Here is a 26,968-nt window from a genome sequence, read left to right as displayed (position 1 = left end):
TTTATGGAAAATGGGTGAGAATCTCACCTTTGGGCGTTACTTCCACAATCCCCATGAGAAGATTGCGTACCATATCTGTACGAATTTGTTGCTTCATGGTTTCAAAGCCTGCATAGGCCTCCTGATAGTACTCTACGATAGGGTTCTTTTGAGAAGCAGACTGGCTCCCGATTGCTAGACTGAGCTGTTGGAGATAGTCGACTTGCTCAACCCAGTTGTCATCAATAGCCTTGAGCATAGATATTCTCAGAAAAGAATCATAGAGCTGGTGAGATTGAAGAAGTTCCTTTTTAGCCGCGATTTCCTTGGCTATTATTTCCTCTATCAACTCCCGAATCTGATCTGCATCAGCTAAATCCAAATCAGCTGGTAGTTCTCTCATCCCAAAGCTAATATTGGTCACGATGAAGTGAAGGAGCTCTTGGGGGCTACTATAGGCTTTTTCTGAGATTTGTTTGGTATAGTCTGCCAATATATCCTCAAGGATATGCTCTAAATCACGGCTCCCATCCAGCAAACGATCTCTTTCTTTGTAGACCATTTGGCGCTGGATATTGACACTTTCCGCATACTCTAAGGTTTGTCTGCGCGCTGAGCGACTGGCACTATCACTAGCCTCTTGGGCTTTTCTGACGAGGTTGCGGTACTTGCGAGCCTTAAGTAGGATGGGTTTGCTGATATCTTCCACTTGGTAGTCTTGATACAGGTCGTGAACCCAAGACGGTCCGAACTTTTTGATCACATCATCTTCAAGCGACACGAAAAATTGAGACATGCCTGGATCGCCCTGGCGGCCGGAACGACCTCTGATTTGCAGGTCAATCCGTCGGCTCTCCATTCGCTCGGTACCGATCACAATCAAACCGCCCAATTCTGCGACTCCTGGACCGAGTTTGATATCTGTCCCGCGACCTGCCATAGAAGTCGCAACGGTCACTGCCCCCATCTGTCCAGACTCTGCGATGATCTGGGCTTCACGCGCCGCATGATTGGCATTGAGGACATTGTGGGAAATCCCCTCTCGCAAGAGCAAGGACGAGTAAAGTTGGGACATTTCAACAGATCCGACAAAGATCAGGAGTGGATTGCCTTTGGCGTGGTAGGTCTTGATAGCTTCGAGAGAGGCATACACTTTCTCAGGGAGGGTCACATAGAGATTGTCCGGATGGTCCATTCGCCTAAGTGGGCGATTGGTCGGGATGCGAATGACGGCCATGTTGTAGGTTTCGAAAAATTCTTTTTCTGCTACCTTTCCCGTTCCTGTCATACCTGAGATTTTGCGAAACATTTTAAAGAGACTTTGGTAGGTGATTGAAGCCATGGCTCTGGTCTCAGGAGAGAGCTTCACATGTTCCTTGGCTTCGATGGCTTGGTGGAGACCGCCTTGAAGTTTGGTCATTTCCATCAGGCGACCTGTGCTCTTATCCAGCAAAACCATCTCTTGACCTCGAACCAGATAGTCCTTGTCCTTGGTAAAGAGCGTATGGGCTCTGAGAGCATAGACTAGATGCCGAACATAACTGGCGTACTCTTCCTTGTAGAGATGATCAATTCCTAAGAAAGCTTCAACCGTCTGGGCCCCCTTTCGTGTCAACCAAACCTGCTCTTTTTCTTCCTTGTAGATGTAGTCCTCTCCCTCAACCAAGGTCGTCACTAGGGTATCAATCATCCCATAATAGTTAGACTGGACACGGGGAGAACCTGCGATAATCAAGGGAGTTTGGGCACTATCGAGTAGAATATCATCGATCTCATCAATGATGACATAGTTAAAGGGAGACAGGAATTTCCCCTCACGAGTGGAGGCAAGATTGTCATTGAGATAGTCAAAGCCCAGTACACTATTGGTTGTGTAGACGATGTCCGAGGTGTAGATCTTTCTTTTCTCTTCGGCAGTCAAGTCCTCTTTTGGGTCCTCTGAGAAGGGAAGACCGACAGTTAGACCTAAAAATTGGTAAACTGGGCCCATTTCGCTTGCATCCCGTCTAGCCAGATAGTCATTAGTCGTGACCAGCATGCTACCTTTTCTCGTTAGGGCATTGAGGTAGAGGGGCATGGTTGCAGTCAAGGTCTTGCCCTCACCCGTATTCATCTCAGCCACATTTCCTTGGTGGATCACAATGGCTCCCATGACTTGCACATCATAGGGAAAGAGACCCAAGACCCGTTTATCGGCCTCACGAACAAGGGCATAGGCTTCTACCAATAGCTCATCTAAGGTTTCTCCCTGGGCAAGGCGCTGGCGAAACTCCTCTGTCTTTGCAGCCATTTCCTCATCACTGAGAGCTGCCATCTCTTCTTTGAGGGCGTTGATTTGGCTTAAAAGCTTCTTGACCTTTCTCAGTTGTCTTTCCTGATACAAATGATTAAACACCAGCATCCTCCTCAATAGAAAACGAAACAAAGTCAAGAGCCTCAAAACCTGCACTAATCAAGGAAAGGCGGTAGGTGTAGGCCGCTTCAGGATAGGTGAAGCTAAAAGAAAATTGTCTTTCAATCTTCTCCTCGATGATTTCCTCATAACGGTTTAAAAAGGTCAGTTTGAGATAGAGGCCATTAGTCGGTTGAACCTGCATCTTCATAGAGAGACGGTAGGTATGATTTTTCTTAAGAAGAGGGAGGCTGGGCTGGCTTCTAGTAGCCTGGTAGTTGACACTGGAAAACCAGGTTTTAAGGGTTTCACCTGAAGCCAGCAAAGGATTTTTCAGGGTAACATGACCATCTGCATGATAGGTGATCTGGCTACCGTAAAGATAAGTGGCTCCCATCTCGCCCCACCTAATATCCTCTCTCTTGATGATAATCATGTCTCACCTCTTCCGTATTCTTCTAGTATCATCTTGTAAAAATGAATAAACCAGGCAACGTTTGTTCCTGTATCATCATTGTGTCGACCTGCTGTCCCTTTCGACAAAATCTTAGCTCCTGTCTGGCAAAGAGTCTCCACTAGCTGGTCATAGGCACCACTATCCATATCCTCGTCCTTCATGTAAGAAAGACCAAAGGTCGTCTGGGAAAAATCAGCTTGTTCAAATCGGGTCCAAAAACGTTGATCCAAGTCCTTCATGTCTTTCTGGCTCACTCCTCCAGTCTGAAGGTGCAAGACATCAAAGCTAGTTGGAAAGACTCCTGGCGCCTCTAGTCGGCCCCGCTGTGCGATGGTTCCTAGATTGGTCAAGGGTTTTCCGACTACAATCCCCTTGGGTTCAAAGTAGGCTCCGTAGTAGAGGGCTGGGAAGGTTCCCATTGACAGCCCAGATAGGATCAAGTCACTTCTATCCAAGCCTAGATAGTCCAGATAGTGTTGGATGGTTGCTTGTATGCTGTCTTCCAACTCCCCAGTTCCTAGGTAAAAGGCTCCTCCTTCTAATCGAGGGTCCGAAAAGAGGAGAAAGGGGCATCTGAGATTCTTCATCATCCAGTAACCCTCAAAACCTTCCGCCGGACGGTAACCTGAGAAATAGACTGCTAGAGGAGGCTTGAAATCCCCCGGGTGAAAGAAATAGTTGATTTCCTCGCGTTTTTTGTCATGTAGGATATTGCCTCCGAGAACAAACTTTCCAAACTGTTTCCGGCTCCAGCGTTGGTGGAGATTGCCGATGTTGACCTTTCCCTGACCACGCGCTTCAAGAGAAATGCTAAGATAAGCATCATAGTCTTGCTCCACTATGATTGCTGAGGCAAAGTCTGCTTCCTCAAAGAGAATGTCCTGTCTAATCTCTGAAACGGATCCTGCTGGGATTTTTCGCAAACGCAAGCGCAAGTCCACTGGTCCACTCTTTTCATATTCGAGCCAGAGTTCGATTGGCGAATGGGCTTGGACAGACTGATTATAGGCCCAAGAAGCTAGCTGGGTATAGGTCTTGCCAAAGTCTCCTTCCAGCTCCAGATATTCAAATCCTTGATAGGAGATAGAGCCTTGGAAACTCGGGTGAATCCGTATCGTAGCTGGACTCAGCTTGTCTCCATAACCACCTTCAAAGAGGGAGGTGGAAAGGTCTCGAACAAAGCCCTGTCGGTCTGACAGATCCATTGCTTGCATACAGTGCTGTTTGATGAGGTTCTGAATGTTTTTATCCTGACTTGCAAACTGTTCTGGATAGAAAACCGTATAGGGTTCCAAGCTAGATGCAAAAGGCAACAAATCTACTAGATAAGCCCCATCCGTGAGAATGACAGCATGAAAGTGATCCAAATTTTTCTCATCCATGATTTTCTGGATGGCAGACGGTGTGTTGGGAGGAACATGATACCAGTCAAGTTGGGCTGGTAGGGCAAGGGTATCTCGCCAATCCTCTGGACCGATTTGCAAGATCTTATATTTCTTTTCCATGAGTCACCTCCTCCAACCACTTTTCTAGCTTGATCAGGAATTGCTCCCCAGTGTGTTCCTTTATCTTTTCGATGGAATGGATCAGAGCATCATTCCACACCTGCAGGCTATCGAGATAGTAATGGGCAGCTTGAGCAAAATCGGCAGTATTTTCCAACAGATAGCCATTCTTCTGATGGCTGACATACTCTGTTTTGACCCTATTGATTTGAGGGATACCAGCACTAATCCCCGCGATCTGAGTATAAAGAAGAGGCTGACTGTTCAAATCGACAATCAAACGAACAAATTCCAGCTGCTTGATTAACTCCGATTCATCCCTCATATTGACAAACGAATAGCGCTTGCTCTGATGGCGATTGTCCTCAAGTGGATTTTCAGCTCCTTGATAATCAACTTCCTTCTCCAGTTCCTGGTCTTGAAACTGCTCTGCAATCATCTCAGAAACACGTGTTTCCAGCCGCTTCATTTCTTCTTGACTAGCAGCAAAGGCTCCAAAGACCAGCTCTGTATCCTTGTTTTCAGAAAGGAAACGCAAGACCTGATAGAGAGCCTGGTCCTCTATCCCCTGCTCAAAGTCCAGTTGATAGTAGAGAAGCGACTCCTTCCGAGTCTGACTCTTTCCCAGCTCCAAGCGCGTATCAAAAGGCGATAAATGACGAAACTTCATTGCTTGTTCTGAAAAGGCAGACTGAGCCAAGCGCAGGGTATCCTCCCTGTCAACCAGAACAAGGTCCACCTTATCCAGCAGACCTGCCAGTTGTGGTAATTGCTCTTGGGGATTTCGTCCGATAAAAAGGCTGAGAACCTTGGTGGTTTGGTGAGGCAATCGTTCTAAAAGGAAGGCATTGTGTTGATCACATGCAGGCAGAAAATAGGTCGCTCCTTCCTCAGGGAGTTGAGCTATTTTCTTCTCAAAAAATTCAGCAATCAATTCTCCCATATCTTGGTAGGCCTCTTTTTGGAAGCGAAAAGCAAAGATAGGATTGACCTCGATACGGCCATCATCTTGCAAGTACTCTCTAAACTGCCACAGTCCCTTGGGATTGAGGTAGTCTTGGTAGAGAGCCTGTCCCTCTTCGTAGTAAATCACACTGGAAACCAGTCCCCGATCATCCATCAGGTAGTTGGCAGACAAGAGCCCATCTTCCTTGAAATACTGAATCGTACTGATAAAACCTTCAATCCCATGCTCCACCTGAGCATAGGGCTTTCCATTTCTCAAAACTAAAATGGTAAAGGGACTGTAAACAAACTCGCAGTCCTCTTCCCACTCAATATCTCTGACCTGCAAGACCTGCGGTCGAATCTCATGAAAATCCTGCAATTCATCAAATAAGGAATAAACTGGTGCTTCTAAAATACCTTGGCGATGGAGAAAATAGCGAAGATGAGGCTGATAGGACAAAAGGAGGACCTGTGCAGGAATCCCTTGGCGTTGCGTCAAGCGAATCTGATTGAAGGTGTCATCAAATTCTAGCTTAAAATGAGAAAAATACCAAGGTGTTAAATCGGCATGCCAGGGACGTTCCTTGCCATACCAAGCTGGGATAAAGTAATACATCAAAACCTCCTAGAATAGTGGCCGATACCTTTCATTTAATCTGAGCGCCTGCAATTCATCATGAATCGTAAACAGCATACCACTCAAAATTAAAAAGAGTCCAGGAATCATGCTGACTTTTAACAAACTCTCATCCTTCAAGACAAACAAGATTGGAAGTCCAGCTAAGGTAACGTTAAAGACTGCACCTATCAGAGCAAATCGCAGAACCAAGCGATTGATAAAGCGACTGGTATCCTCACCAGGATAGACCCCGTAGATGTAATCTCCTGATTGCTTCATCCGATCTGCGATCTGTTGACCACTCACATTGACAAAGGCAAAGGCAATGCTAAAGACAAAGAGGATAAGGATATAAGCATAGATCCACAAGGGTTTCCCCATCGCATACTGCTCTAGCATAGCAGAGTAGAGAGGATTGCCCTTATCCAGATGATGAAGCAAGAGCAAGAGATAAGAAGGCAAGCCCATAAGACTCATAACATACATATAAGGCATACCACCTGCAGGATTGAGCATGATTTCCAGATAGGAATAGCGTTTAAAGCGAGAATGGAGACCGATTTTATTGATAGGGATGCGGTATCGCGCTCTGTAAAAGAGAACAACTAGATAGGTAAAGAGGAAGCCAAGCACTAGCAATAGAAAAAGCAACCCAAGGGAGATCTTATGAACTTGGATCGATTGGATGATGTCCTGAGGGAGTGAAACCACCATACTTGCCAATAAAATGACGACAGGGCCTCCAACTCCGATAGACGCATTGATGTCTGACAGCCAAACTAAGAAGAAGGTCCCCGCAACCAAAAGACTGGTATTGAGGAGAAAGACCAAGAAGGGATTGTAGGGAGCTTGAACAGGAAGGTTTGTAGTCAAGGCCAAGGCCTGAATCAAGGCAATCCCTAGCGTCAAGTACATTTTCCGTCTATCTTGGACTTCTAAAGAAACTGAATTTAAGCCCAGTTTCTTCGAAAAGGAAAACATCTGCCACAAGATCATAGCTGACATCCAGGGGGAAAGCCCGATGGAAAAGAGAGAGAGGCTGCGAAGATTTCCACCAGTCAGGGCTACTGAAAAGTCCAGATAGGCTGCGCTTCCTCCGAGAAAATCCCGACTATTGAGGTCAACAAAAGGAAGAGCCAGACGACTCCCGAGCACATAAATAAAGAGCAAAAACAGTGTGTGCATCCCTTTTTTTACTGCTATCGATGAACGAAATTCTTTCACTAGCTCCTCCTTTTCATTTTTATCCTTCAATCATCCTACCCGAGGGGGATAACTCAGCATTTTTATCTTAGCATCTTCAAATCCTCATCTCAGTTTTCGTGAGCTTTCTCGTCCAGATAAACCTTCAAAGTAGCCACCATTTCTTCTGGTCTTTCTGCTGAGAAGATACCCGCATAGGCACTTTCAGCTAGTTCCTGGGACTGGGTATTGTCAAAAGTCAAGATTGGTTTCTCAAAGCGTGAAATATAGTCATAAACAACACTCAACTTGTCATCGTGGTTAATATCAAGATAGACATCTGTCTGCTGAACCAGTTTCTCAACCAAGAGAGGGAAGGTGTTAGGATAGAGGGTCACATTTTCAAAACGTGACAAGAGCATGAGTTCAGGTGCCATCGTTGTATAGGCTGCAATGTAGAAATGCACCTCTGGCAGGGCTTGAACCAGATAGTCGATTTTCTCAAGATGCCAGGAGTTGGTCAAATTAACACAAGTCATAACTGGCTGATAGACTGTGACTGGATAGTCAATTCCGGCCTGACGCCATTTTTCAGTAATGGCAGACCACTCCATCAGATGATAGTGCCACCAAACCTCACGCAAACGCCCAACCGAATGAGTGTTCCAAGGTTTGTCTTGGGATAGGAAATGCAAGATGGCTGGCAAGGGCTCTAGGGGAATCTGGAAGATAAATTCATGTCCATGTGAGGCAGCCCCACTGTCAAAACCAATCTGGAAATTATAGTTTTGATCCAGAGAAGCATAGCTGTCATGAAAGAGCATATTGAGAATGGACTGGTCTCCCTCACTCACATGTTGGTGTTCCCGCTCCGTCAACTCAACTAGCTCTTGTCTAACAGCTTCTGCCCGCCATTTTTTGTTATTGATCAAGAGTACACCTGCATTAAAGCCAACCCCAACTCCGAAACAAGATGGTGCGGCAGCTAGGTAGTTTTCTCCTAAGTCCATTTCAAAGAGGGACTTCAAATCAGCCGTCACTACCAGATCGCTGTCCAAGTAAAGTACCTTGTCCTCTTCAACAAAATCAGGGATAAAATAACGGGCAAAGGTCATGTGGTTGATATGGGGCAATTTGTTGCTCCAGTTCATCTGAAACTGGGCGCCAAGCATCTTGACATCCACTAACTCACCGCCCATTTGCTCTACTATCGGTCTGAGAGCACGGAACCATTCCTGGGGAATATCCTGATTAAAGATATAGACCTTGACATGGCTATTATGGTAGCAGAGAGACTTGAGTGCTGTTTCAATCTGGCGGATATAGGCATAATCTCCTGCGAGGACAATTGTTTTTTTCATTTAGTTTCCTTCAGTTCACAACGACTGCTTCTGTGATTCCAAAAGCGTGCGGATAGACTCGATCATTTGATCTACGGCTGCTGGTGAGTAGACATGACTGTAACCACTCGAGTCATGACTAGTGGTCTCAAAAGCAAATATAGGGATTTCTCTTTGCTGCACCTCTTGGATAATGTTTGCAATTTCATCCTCATGATTGATATCCAAGTAAAAGTCAATCTTTTCTAGGACTTTTTTGACATTCATGGGATTAAAGTAAGGATAGAGGCGTACATTTAAATGTGATTGCAAGTTCATGATTTCCGGCGCAAAATTGGTATGAGCTAGGATAGAGAACTCTACATCGGGCAATTCTTGGATCAGGTGTTCGATTTGCTCTATGTGACACGTATTGGTAAAAATAGCGGTCGCATACTGGGGAGCTTGAACTAAAGATGCCAATCCTTTATGGAAATCACATTTTTTCATGACGATATCAGACCACTCTAGTCCGTAGTAAAACCACCAGTCCTCCCTAAAACGATTGAGGTTGATTTGGTACCATGGCTTGTCCCCTGTATAATGAATAATCTTAGCTGTCTTCTCAGTAGCAAGAGAGTCCCTATACCAAGAATCCATCTGGTAATTTCGAGCCACTGTATCCATACCAACCATAAAATTATAGGTGGGTGCCAGAGATTTCCAACGACTTTCAAAGAGGTGATTTAACACGCCCTGATCACCAAAAACTTGGTCATGCAGTTGGTCTGTCAAGCTCAACAAGTGCTCCGTCACCTTTTCTTGGCGCCAGAGAGCCACATTAATCAGCAAGACACCAGAATTAAAAGTGCTAGGAACTAGCGCATCTGCGACAGCAGCTACCGGCCAGTCCACCATATCTTCTAAAAAGAGTTGATCTAGGTTTGATCTAACGATGATATCCGAATCCAGGTACAAGGCTAGGTCTTCGCTGACATACTGAGGAATAAAATAACGAAAGTAAGCCGCGTAACTTAGATGAGCCAAGGGAAGATGATACTCCTTTAAGCCATGATGACTAATCTTGACATTGACGATTTTTGAGGCTAGAGGCTCTAGACGTCTCTCCATGAGCTGAAACCATTCAGATGGCAAATCATCATTGAAAACATAAAAAGTCACTGCTCGGTTATGGGCACAGATTGACTTGATTGTTGTCTCAATCTTGTCCATATATGCATTATCACCACCGAGTACAATGGCTTTTTGAAGCTCTTTTTTCATTTCGTCCCCTTTTCTTTTCACATTCTTTTGGCTACTTTTCTACTACTGTAGTTCTGATTTTTTCGATGATTATCTCACCTTCCTATTATACCTTTTCCCCTAGTTTATTTCAAACTCGAAAGAGGATTTTCCCCTTCTCACATATAGAAAAAACCTTTGAAAAATCATGTTTTCAAAGGTTTTCCATTTCACTATTTATTCATTGATTTTTATATCTTATCAATGACTTTCTTGATCGTCATTCTGACTCTTCTTGGCAAGAAGACCGATACCTGTCACAGCTGTCAATGCTCCCAACAAAGCAGACGCTACCGAAGTCGACGCTCCTGTATTTGGCAAGGCTTGTTTCGGCTTGCTTGAAGCGGATTGACCTTGGCTTGCAATGTTTGCCATTGAGAGAGAGGTGCTTGTTAAAGTAGATGCCAGAGTACTTGCTGATGCAGAACTACTAATAGAATCTGAAGTCGAGAGACTAGTGCTAATCGACGTTGACTCGCTCACTGACATACTTGCTGAAATCGAAGCACTTTCTAGAGTCGATTCACTGGCGAACATGCTAGCTGAGAGTGATGCGCTCGTTGAAGTAGATTCGCTCAATGAAGTACTTGCTGAAATCGAAGCACTCTCCAACGCCAACTCGGCTCCTAGCATACTTGCAGAAGTTGAAGTACTTGTTGAAGCAGACTCACTCTCGCTTACGGATGCTGACTGGCTAGCACTCGCTGACGCGGAATGACTCGAACTTACTAATGCGGATTCGCTTGAGCTGACTGAGGCAGACTGACTAGCGCTTACTGAAGCGGATTGGCTTGAGCTGACTGAAGCGGATTGACTCGAGCTCAATGATGCAGACTGGCTCGAACTCACTGAAGCGGATTGACTCGAGCTTACTGAAGCGGATTCGCTTGAACTTACTGAGGCTGATTGGCTAGCGCTCGCTGAAGCAGATTGGCTCGAACTTACTGAAGCCGATTCGCTCGAACTTACAGATGCTGACTCACTTGCGCTCACTGATGCTGACTGACTCGAACTTGCAGACGCAGATTGACTTGAACTTACCGATGCAGATTCGCTTGAACTTACTGAGGCGGATTGACTGGCACTGGCTGAAGCGGATTCACTGGCGCTCAATGAAGCGGACTGGCTGGAGCTTGCCGACGCGGATTGGCTCGAGCTTGCAGATGCTGACTCACTTGCGCTCACTGACGCTGACTCACTCGCACTCACCGATGCGGACTGACTCGAACTTACCGATGCTGATTGGCTGGCACTCAATGAAGCTGACTGGCTCAAACTTACTGAAGCGGATTGACTCGAACTTACTGAGGCTGACTCACTTGCGCTTACGGATGCTGATTGGCTCGAACTTACTGAAGCGGATTCGCTGGCACTTACTGAAGCTGACTGACTCGAACTCGCTGAAGCTGACTGACTAGCGCTTACTGAGGCGGATTGACTAGCACTCAATGATGCGGATTGGCTCGAACTTACTGAAGCGGACTGACTCGAGCTTGCAGATGCAGACTGACTTGCGCTTATTGAGACTGACTGGCTGGCGCTCGCTGAAGCGGATTGGCTAGCACTCACTGAAGCGGATTGGCTCGAACTTACTGAAGCGGATTCACTTGCACTTGCAGATGCTGACTGGCTTGAGCTTACCGAAGCTGACTGGCTGGAGCTTGCAGATGCAGATTGGCTAGCGCTCACTGAAGCGGACTGACTCGAACTTGCTGAAGCTGATTGGCTCGAACTTACAGATACTGATTGACTAGCACTAGTTGAAGCTGACTGGCTAGCGCTCACGGATGCGGATTGACTCGAACTTACTGATGCAGACTGACTAGCGCTCATTGAGGCTGATTGACTAGCACTCACTGAAGCGGATTGGCTCGAACTTACTGAAGCGGATTCACTTGCACTTGCAGATGCTGACTGGCTGGAGCTTACTGAAGCGGATTGACTCGAGCTTACAGATACTGATTGGCTGACACTTGCTGAGGCTGATTGACTCGAACTTGCCGAAGCAGACTGGCTAGCGCTCACTGACTCAGACTGGCTAGCACTTGCAGATGCTGATCGGCTAGCACTCGATGAAGCCGATTGACTTGAGCTCACCGATACAGATTGGCTCGCGCTTGCTGAAGCGGACTGACTAGCACTTGCTGATGCAGATTGACTGGCGCTCACTGAGGCGGATTGACTAGAACTTACTGATGCGGACTGGCTTAAGCTTGCCGACGCAGATTGACTCGAGCTGACTGAAGCGGATTCACTTGAGCTTACTGAAGCCGATTGACTCGCGCTGGCTGAAGCGGATTGGCTTGTGCTTACAGACGCTGATTGACTGGCGCTCACGGATGCTGATTGGCTGGAGCTCGCTGAGGCGGATTGACTGGCGCTCACGGATGCTGATTGGCTGGAGCTTACTGAAGCGGATTGGCTAGCACTCAATGAAGCCGATTGACTAGAGCTCACTGACGCTGATTGACTTGAACTCATTGACGCTGATTGGCTAGCACTCGCTGAAGCTGACTGGCTTGAACTTACTGAGGCTGACTGGCTGGAGCTCGCTGAGGCTGATTGGCTAGCACTCACTGAGGCAGACTGACTTGCACTTGCTGAGGCCGATTGACTCGAGCTCGCTGATGCAGATTCACTTGCACTCAATGATGCAGATTGACTCGAGCTTACTGAGGCAGACTGACTTGCGCTCACTGAGGCTGATTGACTTGAGCTCGCTGAAGCGGATTGGCTTGCGCTCGCTGAGGCGGATTGACTTGCGCTTACTGAGGCGGACTGGCTAGCACTCAATGAAGCCGATTCGCTCGAACTTACTGAGGCGGACTGACTAGCGCTGACTGAAGCTGACTGACTCGAACTTGCAGATGCAGACTGACTGGCACTCACTGAAGCCGATTGACTCGAACTTGCCGACGCAGATTGACTAGCGCTGGATGAAGCCGATTGACTTGAGCTTACAGACGCTGATTGACTAGCGCTGACTGAAGCTGACTGACTTGCGCTGACTGAAGCGGACTGGCTGGAGCTTGCAGATGCAGACTGACTGGCACTCACTGACGCTGACTCACTCGCACTTACTGAAGCAGATTGACTAGCACTCAATGAAGCGGATTGACTGGCGCTTACTGAAGCTGACTGGCTGGCACTTACTGAAGCCGATTCGCTTGAGCTGACTGATGCGGATTGACTCGAACTCAATGATGCTGATTGGCTAGCGCTCGCTGAGGCGGATTGACTCGAACTTACTGATGCGGACTGGCTTGAGCTTACTGATGCGGATTGGCTAGCACTCGCTGAAGCCGATTGACTCGAACTTACTGAAACTGACTGGCTCGCGCTGGCTGAAGCCGATTCACTTGCACTTGCCGATGCGGACTCACTTGCGCTTACTGAAGCTGATTGGCTGGAGCTTGCAGACGCTGACTGACTTGCACTTACTGAGGCTGACTGACTCGAGCTTGCAGACGCTGACTGGCTAGCGCTAGCTGACGCTGACTGGCTCGAACTCAATGATGCTGATTGGCTAGCGCTCACTGACGCTGATTGACTCGAACTTACTGAGGTAGACTGACTCGAGCTTGCTGACGCTGACTGGCTAGCGCTGGCTGACGCTGATTGGCTCGAACTTACTGAAGTTGACTGACTTGCGCTCACTGATGCGGACTGACTGGCACTCACTGATGCGGACTGACTCGAACTTGCTGAGGCTGACTGGCTCGCACTTACTGAGGCTGACTCACTTGCGCTTACAGATGCTGACTGGCTCGCACTCAATGAAGCCGATTCGCTTGAGCTTAATGAGGCGGATTGACTGGCGCTCACTGAAGCGGATTGGCTAGCGCTCGCTGATGCGGACTGACTCGAACTTACTGATGCTGATTGACTCGAGCTTAATGAGGCGGATTGGCTTGAGCTTGCAGATGCAGATTGACTCGAACTCAATGATGCGGATTGGCTGGCACTCAATGAAGCAGACTGGCTAGCGCTGACTGAAGCGGATTGGCTCGAACTTACCGATGCTGACTGACTGGCACTCACTGAAGCGGATTGGCTCGCGCTGGCTGAAGCGGATTGACTGGCACTTACTGATGCAGATCGGCTTGAGCTGACTGAGGCAGACTGACTTGCGCTCACTGACGCTGACTGACTAGCACTTGCAGATGCAGATTGACTCGAACTCGCTGAAGCAGACTGACTTGCACTCAATGATGCTGATTCACTTGCGCTCACTGAAGCGGATTGGCTTGAGCTTACGGACGCTGACTGACTAGCACTCACTGAAGCGGATTGGCTCGAACTTACAGAAGCGGATTGGCTGGCACTTACCGAAGCTGACTGGCTGGCACTCAATGATGCAGATTGACTCGAGCTTAATGAGGCAGACTGACTTGCGCTTACTGAGGCTGATTGACTAGCACTTGCTGAAGCAGACTGGCTATTACTTACTGAAATTGACGCTTGATTTGGCGTAATTTGTCCATTAAACACATCTGAAACCAAACCATCCACTGTCGTACTAGCAGTCACTGGTCCACTAGGAAGTCGTCCTCCATTGCGATCATATACTTTCTTCAAGTCAGTTGCAGTAAAGGTTACACTGGTAGAACTCCCCGTTGCCTGTTTGGTAAATGTTTCACCTGCAATTGTAAGAGTAACAGTCCCACCTGGAGCAACCCCATCTACCGTAATCGCTTGATTTGAGAGCCCACCTTTTTCGTTAAGATATTGATTCTCTATCCTTGGCGTCTGAGGGCGCACAGTAAAGCTCACGTCAATTTCATCCGTACTTCCATCTGGATAAGTTACCACCGCTGTCAAAGTATGCCGACCAGCAGACAAATTCGTATTGGTTCCAGATTTCCAAGTATAGGTTGTTCTAGTTCCCTTAGTAATTCCTGTAGTAGGTAATTCTGGTGTCCCTGTAGCATTCGTGATGTACTGACTGGCTTCACCAACAGAAACAGTCCCTGAATTGGCCGTTAGAGTAAAGTTTCGATTCACCTCAGCATTGATAGCTGGTTCGTACTTTTCAGACTGAGCATGGACTTCAAATTGAATTGCGGCAGGGTTGGCTGTTAAATCTTTTACAAGACCTACGTCAGTAGTATTTCCGCTAAAATTACCTTCCTGATCATAGGTGAAAACATAACGGGTCCACAAACTATTTACTGCTTGATTTTTTCCAACAGAACCCGTGATTGAAACGGTGAAAGGATTTGATGCTGTAGCATTTCCATCTTTGGCTAGTTTATTTGTCGGAACAATCATGCTGATACTTTGACCATTACTCGTAGTGAATGAGACAACAGTTGAAGTAGCCGGATAGGCCGCGGGAACAGCAGTAGGAACAAATTTTGCATGTTCAATTCGACCACTGTTATCAGTAAACTCAATGGTCGCAGAAAAATTTTCTTCTCGATAAATTTTAAATTTTTGTCCTTCTAGAACTGCGCCACCTGTAACGGTTATTTTCTGAAGTTCTGGCTTCTCAGTATCCCTAGCAGCTCTGAAGCTAGCGGTATTTGAAGCTTTGGTTAAAGCTTGTCCGTTTCTGCTGTCACGAAGTCCAGACTTGGCACGTAACACAGCATTTGCAATACTATTTCGAGCTTCTATAGCTTTTTGTAGGATAGGGGCAAGGTCAGAAGCTTCCCCTTTCAAGACTTCTGCTATCTCATTCTTCGCTAGACTAGCCTTCGTGATCGCCTCATCCGAGTTTGGAAGCCCCTGAGCTTGAGCTAGAAACTGCCCAATCTCAGCAGACAAAGCCTCTAATTTCTTCCGTTTTTCTTCACTTTGCTTTTCTGTCAAGGCTAGGGAAGTCATTGTGAGACTCGATTCAGCCGTCACACCTTCATTCTTTACACGACCAGACTGACTTTGAGGCAAGGATTCTGTAGAAAAATCAACTGCTTTTAATTCTTTCGAAGGTTGTGATTCTTTCACTGTCTCCCGAGCTGACTCACTTGCTTGGTACTGACTTTGAACACCAACTGAAGCTCTCTCTGACAGATTACTATTCTCTTGATTTTGTGTTCCAAGGGATTCACTTGAACTAGCAGTTACACTTTGACTGTTTGCCAAAGATTGACTAGTAGAAGCAGATTGGCTCATCGACTGACTCATACTAGATGAGCTTGAGGCACTGATGGACTGACTCGTAGAGGCAGATTGACTGGCGCTCTGCGAATTGAATTCTGACAATGACTGGCTTTGACTGGTAGACAAAGACAGACTCGCAGTATCTTGATGATCCTGTGTCGTCCCTAGCACTACTGAATCTCTCGTCGCCAGGGTATCTTTTGATTCGACAGTCTTTTCAACAGCGACTGCATCATTGGCATAAACACGCGTTTGCGTCGCAGCAAAACCACCTAAAATCGTACCCGTAGCTGCTATCCCTTTCAAGACATCCAAGCCGGTCAACTTCTGACCTCCTTGCTTTTCAACCATTTCTGTCTTTACTTGGCTCGCATCCGCACTTCCACGCATCACCTTAAATAAGCCAAAAAGGGAAGTCGAGGCCCGTAGCCAATGCTTCCCTGATTTGATTAATTTGAACCGAGTTACACGGTCTGTTTCTCTATATTCACCCTTCTGGCGTCTAAAAAACATGTTACTTCCCTCTATATGAAAAAGAATTTATTCACCTATAAAAACTATCTCCTTATTATATACCAAATATACCTACAATTCAATATCTATAACTTACTCTGAAGAAAGAAAATGATTTCAAAAATAACTTTATTTCAAAACTATTCTGTTTTTTCAATATAATCTTCATTTTTTGCTCTGTTAATATATTTTATTTGCTTTATAACCATTTCTAAATGCTTAAAAAATCGAGTAACTAATTCCAATCACTCAGGGAATTGATTTTTATTCAAAATATAGAAAAAGTCCATGAATCAATAGCATCCACAGACTTTTAGGAGTAGAGTATTTAAAGGCAGTTTCACAAATGAATCAATGAAGCCGGTAGCCGATGTAACTTTCTAGCCTTTCCAACAAAAAAATCCACGAATCGAAAGCATTCGCGGACTTTTCTTACAACGCATTTAAGAAAAATGCCATACTAATTAATAGCCGTAATCTACGACACGAAGAGGCGAAAACGATTATTTTTCGCCGATGAATTAGTGAGGCAGGTTGCTAGCCCTCTCACTACCCGTTACAACGGAAAAATCCACGAATATTATCGATTCGTGGATTTTTCCTAGTGAAGCGTTTAGGTAAGCCGATTTTACACTACGACACGGAGTTTGGCAAATCGGTTCTATTTGCCAAACGTAGTTAGTAAGGCAGTTAGCTAGTTCGCCAAATAGCGACTAGCGTCCAACAATTAGGAACTTTAGTTCCAATTGTTGGTGCTGAGTTACATTTTTTCCTCCAACTCTACGTCTGGATACTTGTCCGCAAACCAGCGGAGGGCAAAGTCATTTTCAAAAAGGAAGACTGGCTGGTCGAAACGGTCCTTGGCCAAGATATTGCGGCTTGAGGACATGCGCTCGTCCAAGTCCTCAGGCTTGATCCAACGAACGGTCTTTTTACCCATTGGGCTCATGACCACTTCTGCATTGTACTCGCCTTCCATGCGGTGCTTAAAGACTTCAAATTGGAGTTGTCCCACAGCGCCTAGCATGTATTCGCCTGTTTGGTAATTCTTATAAAGCTGAATGGCTCCTTCTTGCACCAATTGTTCAATCCCTTTGTGGAAGGATTTTTGTTTCATAACGTTCTTAGCAGAAACTTTCATGAAAATCTCAGGTGTAAAGGTTGGAAGGGGTTCAAATTCAAACTTGTTTTTTCCAACCGTCAAGGTGTCTCCAACCTGATAAGTACCGGTATCGTAAACCCCGATAATATCACCTGCCACGGCATTGGTCACATTCTCACGACTTTCAGCCATAAACTGAGTCACATTCGATAGTTTGGCAGTCTTACCAGTACGAGGCAAATTGACACTCATCCCTCGCTCAAACTCACCTGATACGATACGGACAAAGGCGATACGGTCACGGTGACGAGGGTCCATGTTGGCTTGGATTTTAAAGACAAATCCTGAGAAATCCTTGTCATAAGGATCCACAATTTCGCCATCTGTTTTCTTGTGGCCATGTGGTTCTGGAGCAAACTCAAGGAAGGTCTCAAGGAAGGTCTGCACCCCAAAGTTGGTCAGGGCTGAACCAAAGAAGACTGGCGTCAGTTCTCCTGCAAGAATAGCTTCTTCTGAAAATTCATTTCCTGCTTCTTGCAACAGTTCGATATCGTCCTTAACCTGAGCGTAGAAAGGATTGCTTCCAAAGAGCTTATCCCCTTCTTCCAGACTGGCAAAACGCTCATCTCCTTTATAGAGTTCCAAGCGTTGGTTATAGAGGTCATACAAGCCTTCAAAGGCTTTCCCCATCCCGATTGGCCAGTTCATAGGATAGCTCGCAATACCTAGGACTTCTTCTAGTTCTTGCAAGAGATCCAGTGGCTCACGACCGTCACGGTCCAGCTTGTTCATAAAGGTAAAGACTGGAATGCCACGGTGCTTCACAACCTCAAACAATTTCTTGGTTTGAGCCTCGATACCCTTGGCAGAGTCTACGACCATGACCGCAGCATCCACCGCCATCAAGGTCCGATAGGTGTCTTCTGAGAAATCCTCGTGCCCTGGTGTGTCGAGGATATTCACGCGCTTGCCGTCGTAGTCAAACTGCATAACAGATGAAGTGACCGAAATCCCACGTTGTTTCTCAATATCCATCCAGTCAGATTTGGCAAAAGTCCCTGTTTTCTTTCCTTTAACCGTACCAGCCTCACGAATCTCGCCCCCAAAGTAGAGCAACTGCTCAGTGATGGTTGTTTTCCCGGCGTCCGGGTGGGAGATGATGGCAAAGGTACGGCGTTTCTTGATTTCTTCTTGAATAGTCATAAGTTCTCTTTCTTTGATTCTCTATTTTTAGTTATTTCAGTAGCTAAGAATGATGTTTACATTGGATTTTACCATTCCTTTCAACTCTCCATTATAGCGGATTTTGGGGAGTTTTTCAATTGCTCATCTGATGAAAAGGCAAGCTAGAGCACAGATTGCACCTGATTTCTCTTTTTCCACCGTTTCTTAAACAAGATATCAAAAAGAACAAGAGCCAGTGAAAGGATGACCGACACAAGGAGGTACTTTATCCATAGAGGAGCATTCGAGATAAACGGGGTATCTCTTAAGAGACCATAATTTCCACCCGTTACCTGATTAACCCCAACTAAAAAGAGGTTGAGAATAAAGGTATAGGCTACAATCATATACTTCTTAAGCAAGGTCTTGTCATAGTGATTCATCAAGTAAATCAAGGAATTCACTAGAAGGGCATAGTGCCCAATCAAAAATGAAAAACTGGTGATATGGGGGAAATCATAGGGGTCAAAAACCGGGTAAACCAAGGCAAAGACCGCTCCACTTGCTCCTAAGAGGGCAAAATATTGCTTGCTCCGCCATTTATCTGGCAAGAAAACCACCGCAAACATAGCCAAACGGCAATGGTAAAATGGAAGGCTATTAGAAAATGGAATTCCAAAACCAACATACCAGCTATATAGGGCTAGCAACTGGAGGATCTGAATCCCCTTAAACAAGCGGACAAATTTCGAATTTTTGTGATAAACAAGTGCTCCATAAATACAAAGCACTAATAGGATCATCATAATCCCATACCAAAAGAGGGAAATGGGAGGAGGAACCGTTTGAGATCTGGTGATAAATTGATGGAACATATTTCTATCCTAACTCTTATTTTTTCTATTCTCTAGTTTAACCATTATAGCGAATTAAAAGCGATTTTTCAATTTCTATTTCTTTTCAGTTTGGCTCCCTTATTTATAGGAAATTATGGTAAAATAGAACAGACTAAAAATCATCATTTCACGAAAGGATGCAAGATGAAAATTACGCAAGAAGAGGTAACACACGTTGCCAATCTTTCAAAATTAAAATTCTCTGAAGAAGAAACTGCTGCCTTTGCGACAACCTTGTCTAAAATTGTTGACATGGTTGAATTGCTGGGCGAAGTCGACACAACTGGTGTCGCACCTACTACAACCATGGCTGACCGCAAGACCGTACTCCGCCCTGATGTGGCCGAAGAAGGAACAGACCGTGACCGCTTGTTTAAAAACGTACCTGAAAAAGAAAACTACTATATCAAGGTACCAGCTATCCTAGATGATGGAGGAGATGCCTAATGACTTTTAATAACAAAACTATTGAAGACTTGCACAATCTCCTTGTCTCTAAGGAAATTTCTGCAACTGAATTGACACAAGCCACGCTTGAAGATATCAAGTCTCGCGAGGCAGCTATCAACGCTTTTGTCACTATCGCTGAAGAGCAGGCTCTTGCTCAAGCTAAAACTATTGATGAAACTGGAATCGATGCGGACAATGTTCTTTCAGGGATTCCACTTGCTGTTAAGGATAATATCTCTACCGACGGTATCCTTACAACTGCTGCCTCAAAAATGCTCTACAACTACGAGCCTATCTTTGATGCGACAGCCGTTGCCAATGCCAAAGCTAAGGGTATGATTGTTGTTGGGAAAACCAACATGGACGAGTTTGCCATGGGTGGATCAGGTGAAACTTCTCACTATGGTGCCACTAAAAACGCTTGGGACCACAGCAAGGTTCCTGGGGGTTCATCAAGTGGTTCAGCTGCTGCCGTAGCTTCTGGTCAAGTCCGCTTGTCACTTGGTTCTGATACTGGTGGTTCTATCCGCCAGCCTGCTGCCTTCAACGGGATCGTTGGTCTCAAACCGACCTACGGAACAGTTTCTCGTTTCGGTCTCATTGCCTTCGGTAGCTCATTAGACCAGATTGGACCTTTTGCGCCAACTGTTAAAGAAAATGCCCTCTTGCTTAATGCGATTGCCAGCGAAGATGCTAAAGACTCTACTTCTGCTCCTGTCCGCATCGCTGACTTTACTTCAAAAATCGGCCAAGACATCAAGGGAATGAAAATTGCTTTGCCTAAGGAATACCTTGGTGAAGGGATTGACCCAGAGGTTAAGGAAACCATTCTGAATGCCGCTAAACACTTTGAAAAACTTGGTGCCATCGTCGAAGAAGTCAGCCTTCCTCACTCTAAATACGGTGTTGCCGTTTATTACATCATCGCTTCATCAGAAGCTTCCTCAAACTTGCAACGCTTTGACGGTATCCGTTACGGCTACCGCGCAGAAGATGCAAGCAACCTTGATGAAATCTATGTAAACAGCCGTAGCCAAGGTTTCGGTGAAGAGGTAAAACGCCGTATCATGCTAGGTACTTTCAGCCTTTCATCAGGTTACTATGATGCCTACTACAAGAAAGCTGGTCAGGTCCGTACCCTCATCATCCAAGATTTCGAAAACGTCTTTGCGGATTATGACTTGATTTTGGGACCAACTGCTCCAAGTGTTGCCTATGACTTGGACTCCCTCAACCATGACCCCGTTGCTATGTACTTGGCTGACCTTTTGACCATTCCAGTCAACTTGGCAGGTCTCCCAGGAATTTCGATCCCTGCTGGATTTGCTCAAGGCCTACCTGTCGGTCTGCAATTGATCGGTCCTAAGTACTCTGAGGAAACCATTTACCAAGCTGCTGCTGCTTTTGAAGCGACAACAGACTACCACAAACAACAACCCGTGATTTTTGGAGGTGACAACTAATGAACTTTGAAACAGTCATTGGACTTGAAGTCCACGTAGAGCTCAACACCAATTCAAAAATCTTCTCACCTACTTCTGCCCACTTTGGAAATGACCAAAATGCCAACACTAACGTGATTGACTGGTCCTTCCCAGGAGTTCTGCCAGTTCTCAATAAAGGGGTTGTCGATGCCGGTATCAAGGCAGCTCTTGCCCTCAACATGGACATCCACAAAAAGATGCACTTTGACCGCAAGAACTACTTCTATCCCGACAATCCCAAAGCCTACCAAATTTCTCAGTTTGATGAGCCAATCGGCTACAACGGCTGGATTGAAGTGGAGTTAGAAGATGGTACAACCAAGAAAATCGGTATCGAACGCGCTCACCTAGAGGAAGATGCTGGTAAAAACACCCACGGTACAGATGGCTACTCTTATGTTGACCTCAACCGCCAAGGGGTGCCTTTGATTGAGATTGTATCTGAAGCCGACATGCGTTCTCCTGAAGAAGCCTATGCTTATCTAACTGCCCTCAAGGAAGTTATCCAGTACGCTGGTATTTCTGACGTTAAGATGGAAGAAGGTTCGATGCGTGTGGATGCCAACATTTCGCTTCGTCCTTATGGTCAAGAAAAATTCGGTACCAAGACTGAGTTGAAAAACCTCAACTCCTTCTCTAACGTCCGTAAAGGGCTTGAATACGAAGTCCAGCGCCAAGCTGAAATCCTTCGCTCAGGTGGTCAAATTCGCCAAGAAACACGCCGTTACGATGAAGCCAACAAAGCAACCATCCTCATGCGTGTCAAAGAAGGTGCTGCAGACTACCGCTACTTCCCAGAACCAGACCTCCCACTCTTTGAAATTTCAGACGAGTGGATTGAGGAAATGCGTACTGAACTGCCAGAGTTTCCAAAAGAACGCCGTGCGCGCTACGTATCTGACCTTGGCTTGTCAGACTACGATGCCAGCCAGTTGACTGCAAACAAAGTCACTTCTGACTTCTTTGAAAAAGCTGTTGCCCTCGGTGGCGATGCCAAACAAGTCTCTAACTGGCTCCAAGGTGAAGTCGCTCAGTTCTTGAATGCTGAAGGCAAAACACTGGAACAAATCGAATTGACACCAGAAAACTTAGTAGAAATGATTGCCATCATCGAAGACGGTACTATTTCATCTAAGATTGCCAAGAAAGTCTTTGTCCACCTGGCTAAAAATGGCGGTGGCGCGCGTGAATACGTGGAAAAAGCAGGCTTGGTGCAAATCTCAGATCCAGATGTTCTGATTCCAATCATCCACCAAGTCTTTGCGGATAACGAAGCTGCCGTTGCCGACTTCAAGTCAGGCAAACGCAACGCAGACAAGGCCTTCACAGGATTCCTTATGAAGGCAACCAAAGGGCAAGCCAATCCACAAGTTGCCCTTAAACTGCTTGCACAGGAATTGGCGAAGTTGAAAGAAAGTGAGTAATTTACTCTTTATACACTTTTTTCTACTTTTAAAACGAGAATGAGACAAGGAGAATAAATGAACAAATTTTTACGATTGCTATTTGTCTTAGTCATCATCGCTATGTTAGGCGCTTCTATACTACAAATTTTCTTTCCATCGTACATGGGAAGCCACTCCGGGTACGGAATATCTGCTGGTTGGCAACGAGAAATTGGAATATGGAATTTAGCTGTATTGATTATTATTCTCGCTGTCAATATTAAATACGATTGGTTCTATCTACGAATCGCACTTCTTGCTCTCATTATTGGCGGAATTGGAATAGGAACAAATCACTTACTCAATTATATGGAGTATCACTCTCCTGTAAATGCTATCGGTGCTTTTGAAAATTACTTGCTAGCAATAGGATGGATTGTGGGATGGCTCATCGAACGCCATTCCATAAAGAAGCTAAATGCTAGTAAATAACGCCTAGTATATCTTAGATGATTTTTAAAGGTTATTAAATAGTTTAATAATCATTCGAATTCAGAATTCTACCTTTTCAATCATATAGTTAGGAGACACATGAAAAAGTTTTATGCTCTTTTAATGACCTGTTTATTACTTGTTTTTCTATCCGTGCCTCAAATCGTTGATGCGGGTGTCGGACATTCCAGAAGTGGAGGGAGTAGCCGCAGTAGCTCCAGAAGTAGCAGCCGCTCAAGTGGAGGTGGAAGTCGTTCTGGTGGCTCATCCTACCACTACTACCGCTCTGGATATGGGTCATCTTCTGACAGTTCTGCTAGCTCTCCCTATCTAGGATTTATGTTCATATTAGTCGGAGGAATCATACTAGTTGTTATCGTCAAATCCTTGCAGAATAAGTCTGGAGATTCGAGTTCAACCTACACTAGTAATGATTATCAAACGCTCCATCGTCAAGTTGAACACAACACACTGGCCATTAGTCGTGTGAAATACGGGGATCCAAACTTTGACGCGGAAGCCTTCACATCTTGGGTTAAGGAAGTCTACCTTAAATTGCAGGTTGCCTGGACTGAGAAAAATTGGAACTCTGTCCGCGCTTTGGAAAGTACCAGTCTCTACTCCCAACATAGCACCCAACTCGAAGACCATATTCGAGCTAAAACAACCAATGTTTTAGAGAAAGTTTGTATCGAAAATGTTCGCATCAAGGAGTTCATTGAAAATCCTGACGGAAACGATACCTTAGTGGTGATTCTATCATCAATTTTACGAGACTATGTCATTGACGATGAGACTCGTCGTGTCATTGAAGGAGACCCTAAAAAAGATCTCTTCACCGTGTATCAATTGAACTTTATCCGTCAACACGGTAGCCAAACGCAAGCAGTCAATACAGACCAAGTTGTGAGCGACCACTGTCCAAACTGTGGCGCCCCATTGAAAATCTCTGCAGTTAGTGAGTGCGACTACTGTGGTGCCAATCTCTCTCGCAGTCCAAACCAATGGGTACTCGATACCTATGATGTTGTGGATGAAGACGAGCTTTATAATTAGGAGGAATTATGGGATTTATACGTGCAGCCTTATCAGCAGGCTTAAATAGTTTTAATGATAGTAAATTCAAGGAAGCCATTGTCCTTCCAGATAATGTCTCTGGCGATGCCTTGGCCATCAAGGGACAATTACTCACAAAAGACCCAGATGGACGTTCTCGTCACAGCAATCAAAATACTGGACTCTTGTCAGATGGCAGTGTGGTTATCGTTCCTCAAGGTTATACCGCTGTTTTGGTAAACAACGGTACCTTCCTTGGTGAAGTCCTCGAAGCTGGTAGCCACGAATGGCAAGCTGGTGATAACGCCTGGCTCCTTGAAAAAGGTGGTTTAAAAGGCACTTGGGAAAACTTTAAAAACCGTTTCTCTTTCGGTGGACAAGTCATCACTCAACAAGAAATTATCTTTATCCGCATGCAACCTATTGCAGGTAATAAGTTCGGCACACAAAATGCGGTCGAATACTTCAGCGAACGTTACCAACAGCTGCTTAATATCCGTTTCTATGGCTTGTTTGATGTAAAAATAGCAGATCCAGTCCTCTTCTACGTGAGTTCTGTTAGCCGTCAAATTACTGACGGACAGCCATTTACTCTCCAAGATGTAGCTCAAGGAACGCTCCGTCAAAATATCGCACCAAAAATTGCGATTGCCATTGCCAAATATACCAACGAAAACAAGGTTGATATCTATAGTCTCAATGCCAACCAAGACACCTTTAACGAACTCGCTAAACAAGAGGTCAACAAGGTTTGGACAGGTCTCTACGGGATTGAAGCAACTAATATCTTGCTTGAAGACCTCAGCTACGACCAAGAAAGTCTTAATATCGTTCGCAAGCTTGATAGTGAGCTCGTGGCAATGAAGTACAACACGATTGAAATCGAAGAACGCCGTGCTCGCAACGAAGCGCTCATTGCTGCAGCTTCCAACGAAGGAAATGGCAATGGGATGAACATGTTTATGGGCATGAATCTTGGCCAAACTCTGGGTGGTCAATTAAGCCAACAAGTCCAAAATCAAGCACCGGCTCAAAATACTGGACAAACTGCCAGCAAGAATTTTTATATCGAAGTCGATGGAAAATACGTCCTCGTTACTAAAGACGAAGATGGAAATATCGTACCAGTCAACTAATTAAGCTCCTTCTGACATTTGAGTAATGTTGTCTTTTATGGTACAATAAAGAGTAAATTATTTATTAAAGAGGTAAAAACATGATTGAAGCAAGTAAATTAAAGGCTGGTATGACCTTTGAAACAGCTGACGGAAAATTGATCCGCGTTTTGGAAGCTAGCCACCACAAACCAGGTAAAGGAAACACCATCATGCGTATGAAATTGCGTGATGTCCGTACTGGTTCTACATTTGACACAAGCTACCGTCCAGAGGAAAAATTTGAACAAGCTATCATCGAGACTGTCCCAGCTCAATACTTGTACAAAATGGATGACACAGCCTACTTCATGAACACAGAAACTTACGACCAATACGAAATCCCTGTAGTCAACGTTGAAAACGAATTGCTTTACATCCTTGAAAACTCTGATGTGAAGATCCAATTCTACGGAACTGAAGTGATTGGTGTTACCGTTCCTACTACTGTCGAATTGACAGTTGCAGAAACTCAACCATCTATCAAAGGTGCTACTGTTACAGGTTCTGGTAAACCAGCAACGATGGAAACTGGACTTGTCGTAAACGTTCCAGACTTCATCGAAGCAGGACAAAAACTCGTTATCAACACTGCAGAAGGAACTTACGTTTCTCGTGCCTAATCTCTAGAAAGAGGTCATTCTATGGGAATTGAAGAACAACTTGGCGAAATCGTTATCGCCCCACGTGTACTTGAAAAAATCATTGCTATTGCTACTGCAAAAGTAAAGGGTGTTCACTCTTTTTCAAACAAATCAGTATCTGACACCCTTTCAAAGCTTTCTCTTGGCCGTGGTGTTTATCTTAAAAACGTGGACGAAGAGCTCACAGCAGATATCTATCTCTACCTTGAGTACGGAGTAAAAGTTCCTAAGGTAGCGGTTGCTATCCAGAAAGCTGTTAAAGATGCAGTCCGCAATATGGCTGATGTAGAACTCGCTGCTATCAATATCCACGTTGCAGGTATCGTTCCAGATAAAACACCAAAACCAGAATTGAAAGATCTATTTGACGAGGACTTCCTCAATGACTAGTCCACTATTAGAATCTAGACGCCAACTCCGTAAATGCGCTTTTCAAGCTCTCATGAGCCTTGAATTCGGTACGGACGTCGAAACTGCTTGTCGTTTCGCCTATACTCATGATCGTGAAGATACGGATGTGCAACTTCCAGCCTTTTTGACAGAGCTAGTTTCTGGTGTTCAGGCTAAAAAGGAAGAACTAGACAAGCAAATCACACAGCATTTAAAAGCAGGTTGGACCATCGAGCGTTTAACGCTCGTGGAGAGAAACCTCCTTCGCTTGGGAGTCTTTGAAATCACTTCATTTGACACCCCTCAGTTGGTTGCTGTTAACGAAGCTATCGAGCTTGCAAAGGACTTCTCAGATCAAAAATCTGCCCGTTTTATCAACGGACTGCTCAGCCAGTTTGTAACAGAAGAACAGTAAATAAAAAAAGTGTTT

Annotated in this window: 19 protein-coding genes; 9 read left to right on the top strand and 10 right to left on the bottom strand. The window is 45.3% G+C overall.

From position 1 onward, the window contains the following. Position 1: 1 nt before the first annotated feature. The 10 genes from secA2 to B7720_RS05355 form a co-directional block, all read right to left on the bottom strand. Positions 2-2,380 (bottom strand): accessory Sec system translocase SecA2, encoded by a 2,379-nt coding sequence (gene secA2, locus B7720_RS05400; protein ID WP_420902933.1) that lies wholly within the window; start codon positions 2,378-2,380, stop codon positions 2-4. Beyond that, positions 2,367-2,807 carry an accessory Sec system protein Asp3 gene (gene asp3 / locus B7720_RS05395; protein ID WP_042902815.1) on the bottom strand — a complete coding sequence of 147 codons (441 nt, stop codon included), beginning with the start codon at positions 2,805-2,807 and terminating at the stop codon, positions 2,367-2,369. The genes secA2 and asp3 overlap by 14 nt, the downstream gene beginning before the upstream one ends. Continuing rightward, positions 2,804-4,333: an accessory Sec system protein Asp2 gene (gene asp2, locus B7720_RS05390; RefSeq protein ID WP_000412870.1), complete on the bottom strand. Its 1,530-nt coding sequence runs from the start codon at positions 4,331-4,333 to the stop codon at positions 2,804-2,806. Before asp2 ends, asp3 begins: the two co-directional genes overlap by 4 nt. Further along, complete coding sequence (gene asp1, locus B7720_RS05385; protein WP_084856906.1) at positions 4,317-5,897, bottom strand: accessory Sec system protein Asp1; 1,581 nt, start codon at positions 5,895-5,897, stop codon at positions 4,317-4,319. Before asp1 ends, asp2 begins: the two co-directional genes overlap by 17 nt. Before the next feature lie 9 nt (positions 5,898-5,906). Further along, positions 5,907-7,124 carry an accessory Sec system protein translocase subunit SecY2 gene (gene secY2, locus B7720_RS05380; protein WP_084856904.1) on the bottom strand — a complete coding sequence of 406 codons (1,218 nt, stop codon included), beginning with the start codon at positions 7,122-7,124 and terminating at the stop codon, positions 5,907-5,909. Between the two features lie 89 nt (positions 7,125-7,213). After that, a complete protein-coding gene (locus tag B7720_RS05375) occupies positions 7,214-8,443 on the bottom strand; it encodes a glycosyltransferase (protein WP_084856902.1) in 1,230 nt (409 codons plus the stop codon). Positions 8,444-8,458: 15 nt separating this feature from the next. Further along, positions 8,459-9,685, bottom strand: coding sequence for a glycosyltransferase (locus tag B7720_RS05370; protein ID WP_084856900.1), 1,227 nt, complete (start codon positions 9,683-9,685; stop codon positions 8,459-8,461). A gap of 219 nt (positions 9,686-9,904) precedes the next feature. Further along, complete coding sequence (locus B7720_RS05365) at positions 9,905-16,321, bottom strand: accessory Sec-dependent serine-rich glycoprotein adhesin (protein WP_084856897.1); 6,417 nt, start codon at positions 16,319-16,321, stop codon at positions 9,905-9,907. A 760-nt stretch (positions 16,322-17,081) separates the two neighbouring features. Beyond that, the gene (locus tag B7720_RS05360) at positions 17,082-18,626 is read right to left on the bottom strand and encodes a peptide chain release factor 3 (RefSeq protein ID WP_045617612.1); all 1,545 of its coding nucleotides are present in this window, start codon (positions 18,624-18,626) and stop codon (positions 17,082-17,084) included. Positions 18,627-18,769: 143 nt separating this feature from the next. After that, positions 18,770-19,462 (bottom strand): YwaF family protein, encoded by a 693-nt coding sequence (locus tag B7720_RS05355; RefSeq protein ID WP_000468950.1) that lies wholly within the window; start codon positions 19,460-19,462, stop codon positions 18,770-18,772. Between the two features lie 165 nt (positions 19,463-19,627). Here B7720_RS05355 and gatC point away from each other — a divergent pair, with 165 nt between their 5' ends. The 9 genes from gatC (at position 19,628) to nusB (ending at position 26,953) form a co-directional block, all read left to right on the top strand. After that, a complete protein-coding gene (gene gatC / locus B7720_RS05350) occupies positions 19,628-19,930 on the top strand; it encodes an Asp-tRNA(Asn)/Glu-tRNA(Gln) amidotransferase subunit GatC (RefSeq protein WP_000705412.1) in 303 nt (100 codons plus the stop codon). Then, positions 19,930-21,396 carry an Asp-tRNA(Asn)/Glu-tRNA(Gln) amidotransferase subunit GatA gene (gene gatA / locus B7720_RS05345; protein WP_084856895.1) on the top strand — a complete coding sequence of 489 codons (1,467 nt, stop codon included), beginning with the start codon at positions 19,930-19,932 and terminating at the stop codon, positions 21,394-21,396. The genes gatC and gatA overlap by 1 nt, the downstream gene beginning before the upstream one ends. Next, positions 21,396-22,841 carry an Asp-tRNA(Asn)/Glu-tRNA(Gln) amidotransferase subunit GatB gene (gene gatB / locus B7720_RS05340; protein WP_001008649.1) on the top strand — a complete coding sequence of 482 codons (1,446 nt, stop codon included), beginning with the start codon at positions 21,396-21,398 and terminating at the stop codon, positions 22,839-22,841. The genes gatA and gatB overlap by 1 nt, the downstream gene beginning before the upstream one ends. 57 nt (positions 22,842-22,898) lie before the next feature. Then, a complete protein-coding gene (locus tag B7720_RS05335; RefSeq protein ID WP_001032000.1) occupies positions 22,899-23,294 on the top strand; it encodes a hypothetical protein in 396 nt (131 codons plus the stop codon). Between the two features lie 99 nt (positions 23,295-23,393). Beyond that, entirely contained in the window at positions 23,394-24,350 is a 957-nt protein-coding gene (locus tag B7720_RS05330; RefSeq protein ID WP_084856892.1) for a zinc-ribbon domain-containing transport protein, read from the top strand. An 8-nt stretch (positions 24,351-24,358) separates the two neighbouring features. Continuing rightward, a complete protein-coding gene (locus B7720_RS05325; RefSeq protein WP_084856890.1) occupies positions 24,359-25,486 on the top strand; it encodes an SPFH domain-containing protein in 1,128 nt (375 codons plus the stop codon). 80 nt (positions 25,487-25,566) lie between these two features. Further along, positions 25,567-26,127, top strand: a complete 561-nt coding sequence (gene efp, locus B7720_RS05320; RefSeq protein ID WP_000568640.1) for an elongation factor P — start codon at positions 25,567-25,569, stop codon at positions 26,125-26,127. Positions 26,128-26,148: 21 nt separating this feature from the next. Then, on the top strand, positions 26,149-26,538 hold the full coding sequence (locus B7720_RS05315; RefSeq protein WP_000510594.1) for an Asp23/Gls24 family envelope stress response protein: 390 nt from the start codon (positions 26,149-26,151) through the stop codon (positions 26,536-26,538). Further along, on the top strand, positions 26,531-26,953 hold the full coding sequence (nusB, locus tag B7720_RS05310; protein WP_000203659.1) for a transcription antitermination factor NusB: 423 nt from the start codon (positions 26,531-26,533) through the stop codon (positions 26,951-26,953). The genes B7720_RS05315 and nusB overlap by 8 nt, the downstream gene beginning before the upstream one ends. Positions 26,954-26,968 lie beyond the last annotated feature (15 nt).

The organism is Streptococcus oralis subsp. oralis (assembly GCF_002096455.1).
Lineage (GTDB): Bacteria > Bacillota > Bacilli > Lactobacillales > Streptococcaceae > Streptococcus > Streptococcus oralis_CY.
This window is presented reverse-complemented; position numbering and strand designations above follow the sequence as displayed.

Bases quoted from the DNA above. Each gene is read 5' to 3' on its own strand.
- secA2 (WP_420902933.1), bottom strand. From the start codon at position 2,380: ATGCTGGTGTTTAATCATTTGTATCAGGAAAGACAACTGAGAAAGGTC.
- asp3 (WP_042902815.1), bottom strand. From the start codon at position 2,807: ATGATTATCATCAAGAGAGAGGATATTAGGTGGGGCGAGATGGGAGCC.
- asp2 (WP_000412870.1), bottom strand. From the start codon at position 4,333: ATGGAAAAGAAATATAAGATCTTGCAAATCGGTCCAGAGGATTGGCGA.
- asp1 (WP_084856906.1), bottom strand. From the start codon at position 5,897: ATGTATTACTTTATCCCAGCTTGGTATGGCAAGGAACGTCCCTGGCAT.
- B7720_RS05375 (WP_084856902.1), bottom strand. From the start codon at position 8,443: ATGAAAAAAACAATTGTCCTCGCAGGAGATTATGCCTATATCCGCCAG.
- B7720_RS05370 (WP_084856900.1), bottom strand. From the start codon at position 9,685: ATGAAAAAAGAGCTTCAAAAAGCCATTGTACTCGGTGGTGATAATGCA.
- B7720_RS05365 (WP_084856897.1), bottom strand. From the start codon at position 16,321: ATGTTTTTTAGACGCCAGAAGGGTGAATATAGAGAAACAGACCGTGTA.
- B7720_RS05360 (WP_045617612.1), bottom strand. From the start codon at position 18,626: ATGACTATTCAAGAAGAAATCAAGAAACGCCGTACCTTTGCCATCATC.
- B7720_RS05355 (WP_000468950.1), bottom strand. From the start codon at position 19,462: ATGTTCCATCAATTTATCACCAGATCTCAAACGGTTCCTCCTCCCATT.
- gatC (WP_000705412.1), top strand. From the start codon at position 19,628: ATGAAAATTACGCAAGAAGAGGTAACACACGTTGCCAATCTTTCAAAA.
- gatA (WP_084856895.1), top strand. From the start codon at position 19,930: ATGACTTTTAATAACAAAACTATTGAAGACTTGCACAATCTCCTTGTC.
- gatB (WP_001008649.1), top strand. From the start codon at position 21,396: ATGAACTTTGAAACAGTCATTGGACTTGAAGTCCACGTAGAGCTCAAC.
- B7720_RS05335 (WP_001032000.1), top strand. From the start codon at position 22,899: ATGAACAAATTTTTACGATTGCTATTTGTCTTAGTCATCATCGCTATG.
- B7720_RS05330 (WP_084856892.1), top strand. From the start codon at position 23,394: ATGAAAAAGTTTTATGCTCTTTTAATGACCTGTTTATTACTTGTTTTT.
- B7720_RS05325 (WP_084856890.1), top strand. From the start codon at position 24,359: ATGGGATTTATACGTGCAGCCTTATCAGCAGGCTTAAATAGTTTTAAT.
- efp (WP_000568640.1), top strand. From the start codon at position 25,567: ATGATTGAAGCAAGTAAATTAAAGGCTGGTATGACCTTTGAAACAGCT.
- B7720_RS05315 (WP_000510594.1), top strand. From the start codon at position 26,149: ATGGGAATTGAAGAACAACTTGGCGAAATCGTTATCGCCCCACGTGTA.
- nusB (WP_000203659.1), top strand. From the start codon at position 26,531: ATGACTAGTCCACTATTAGAATCTAGACGCCAACTCCGTAAATGCGCT.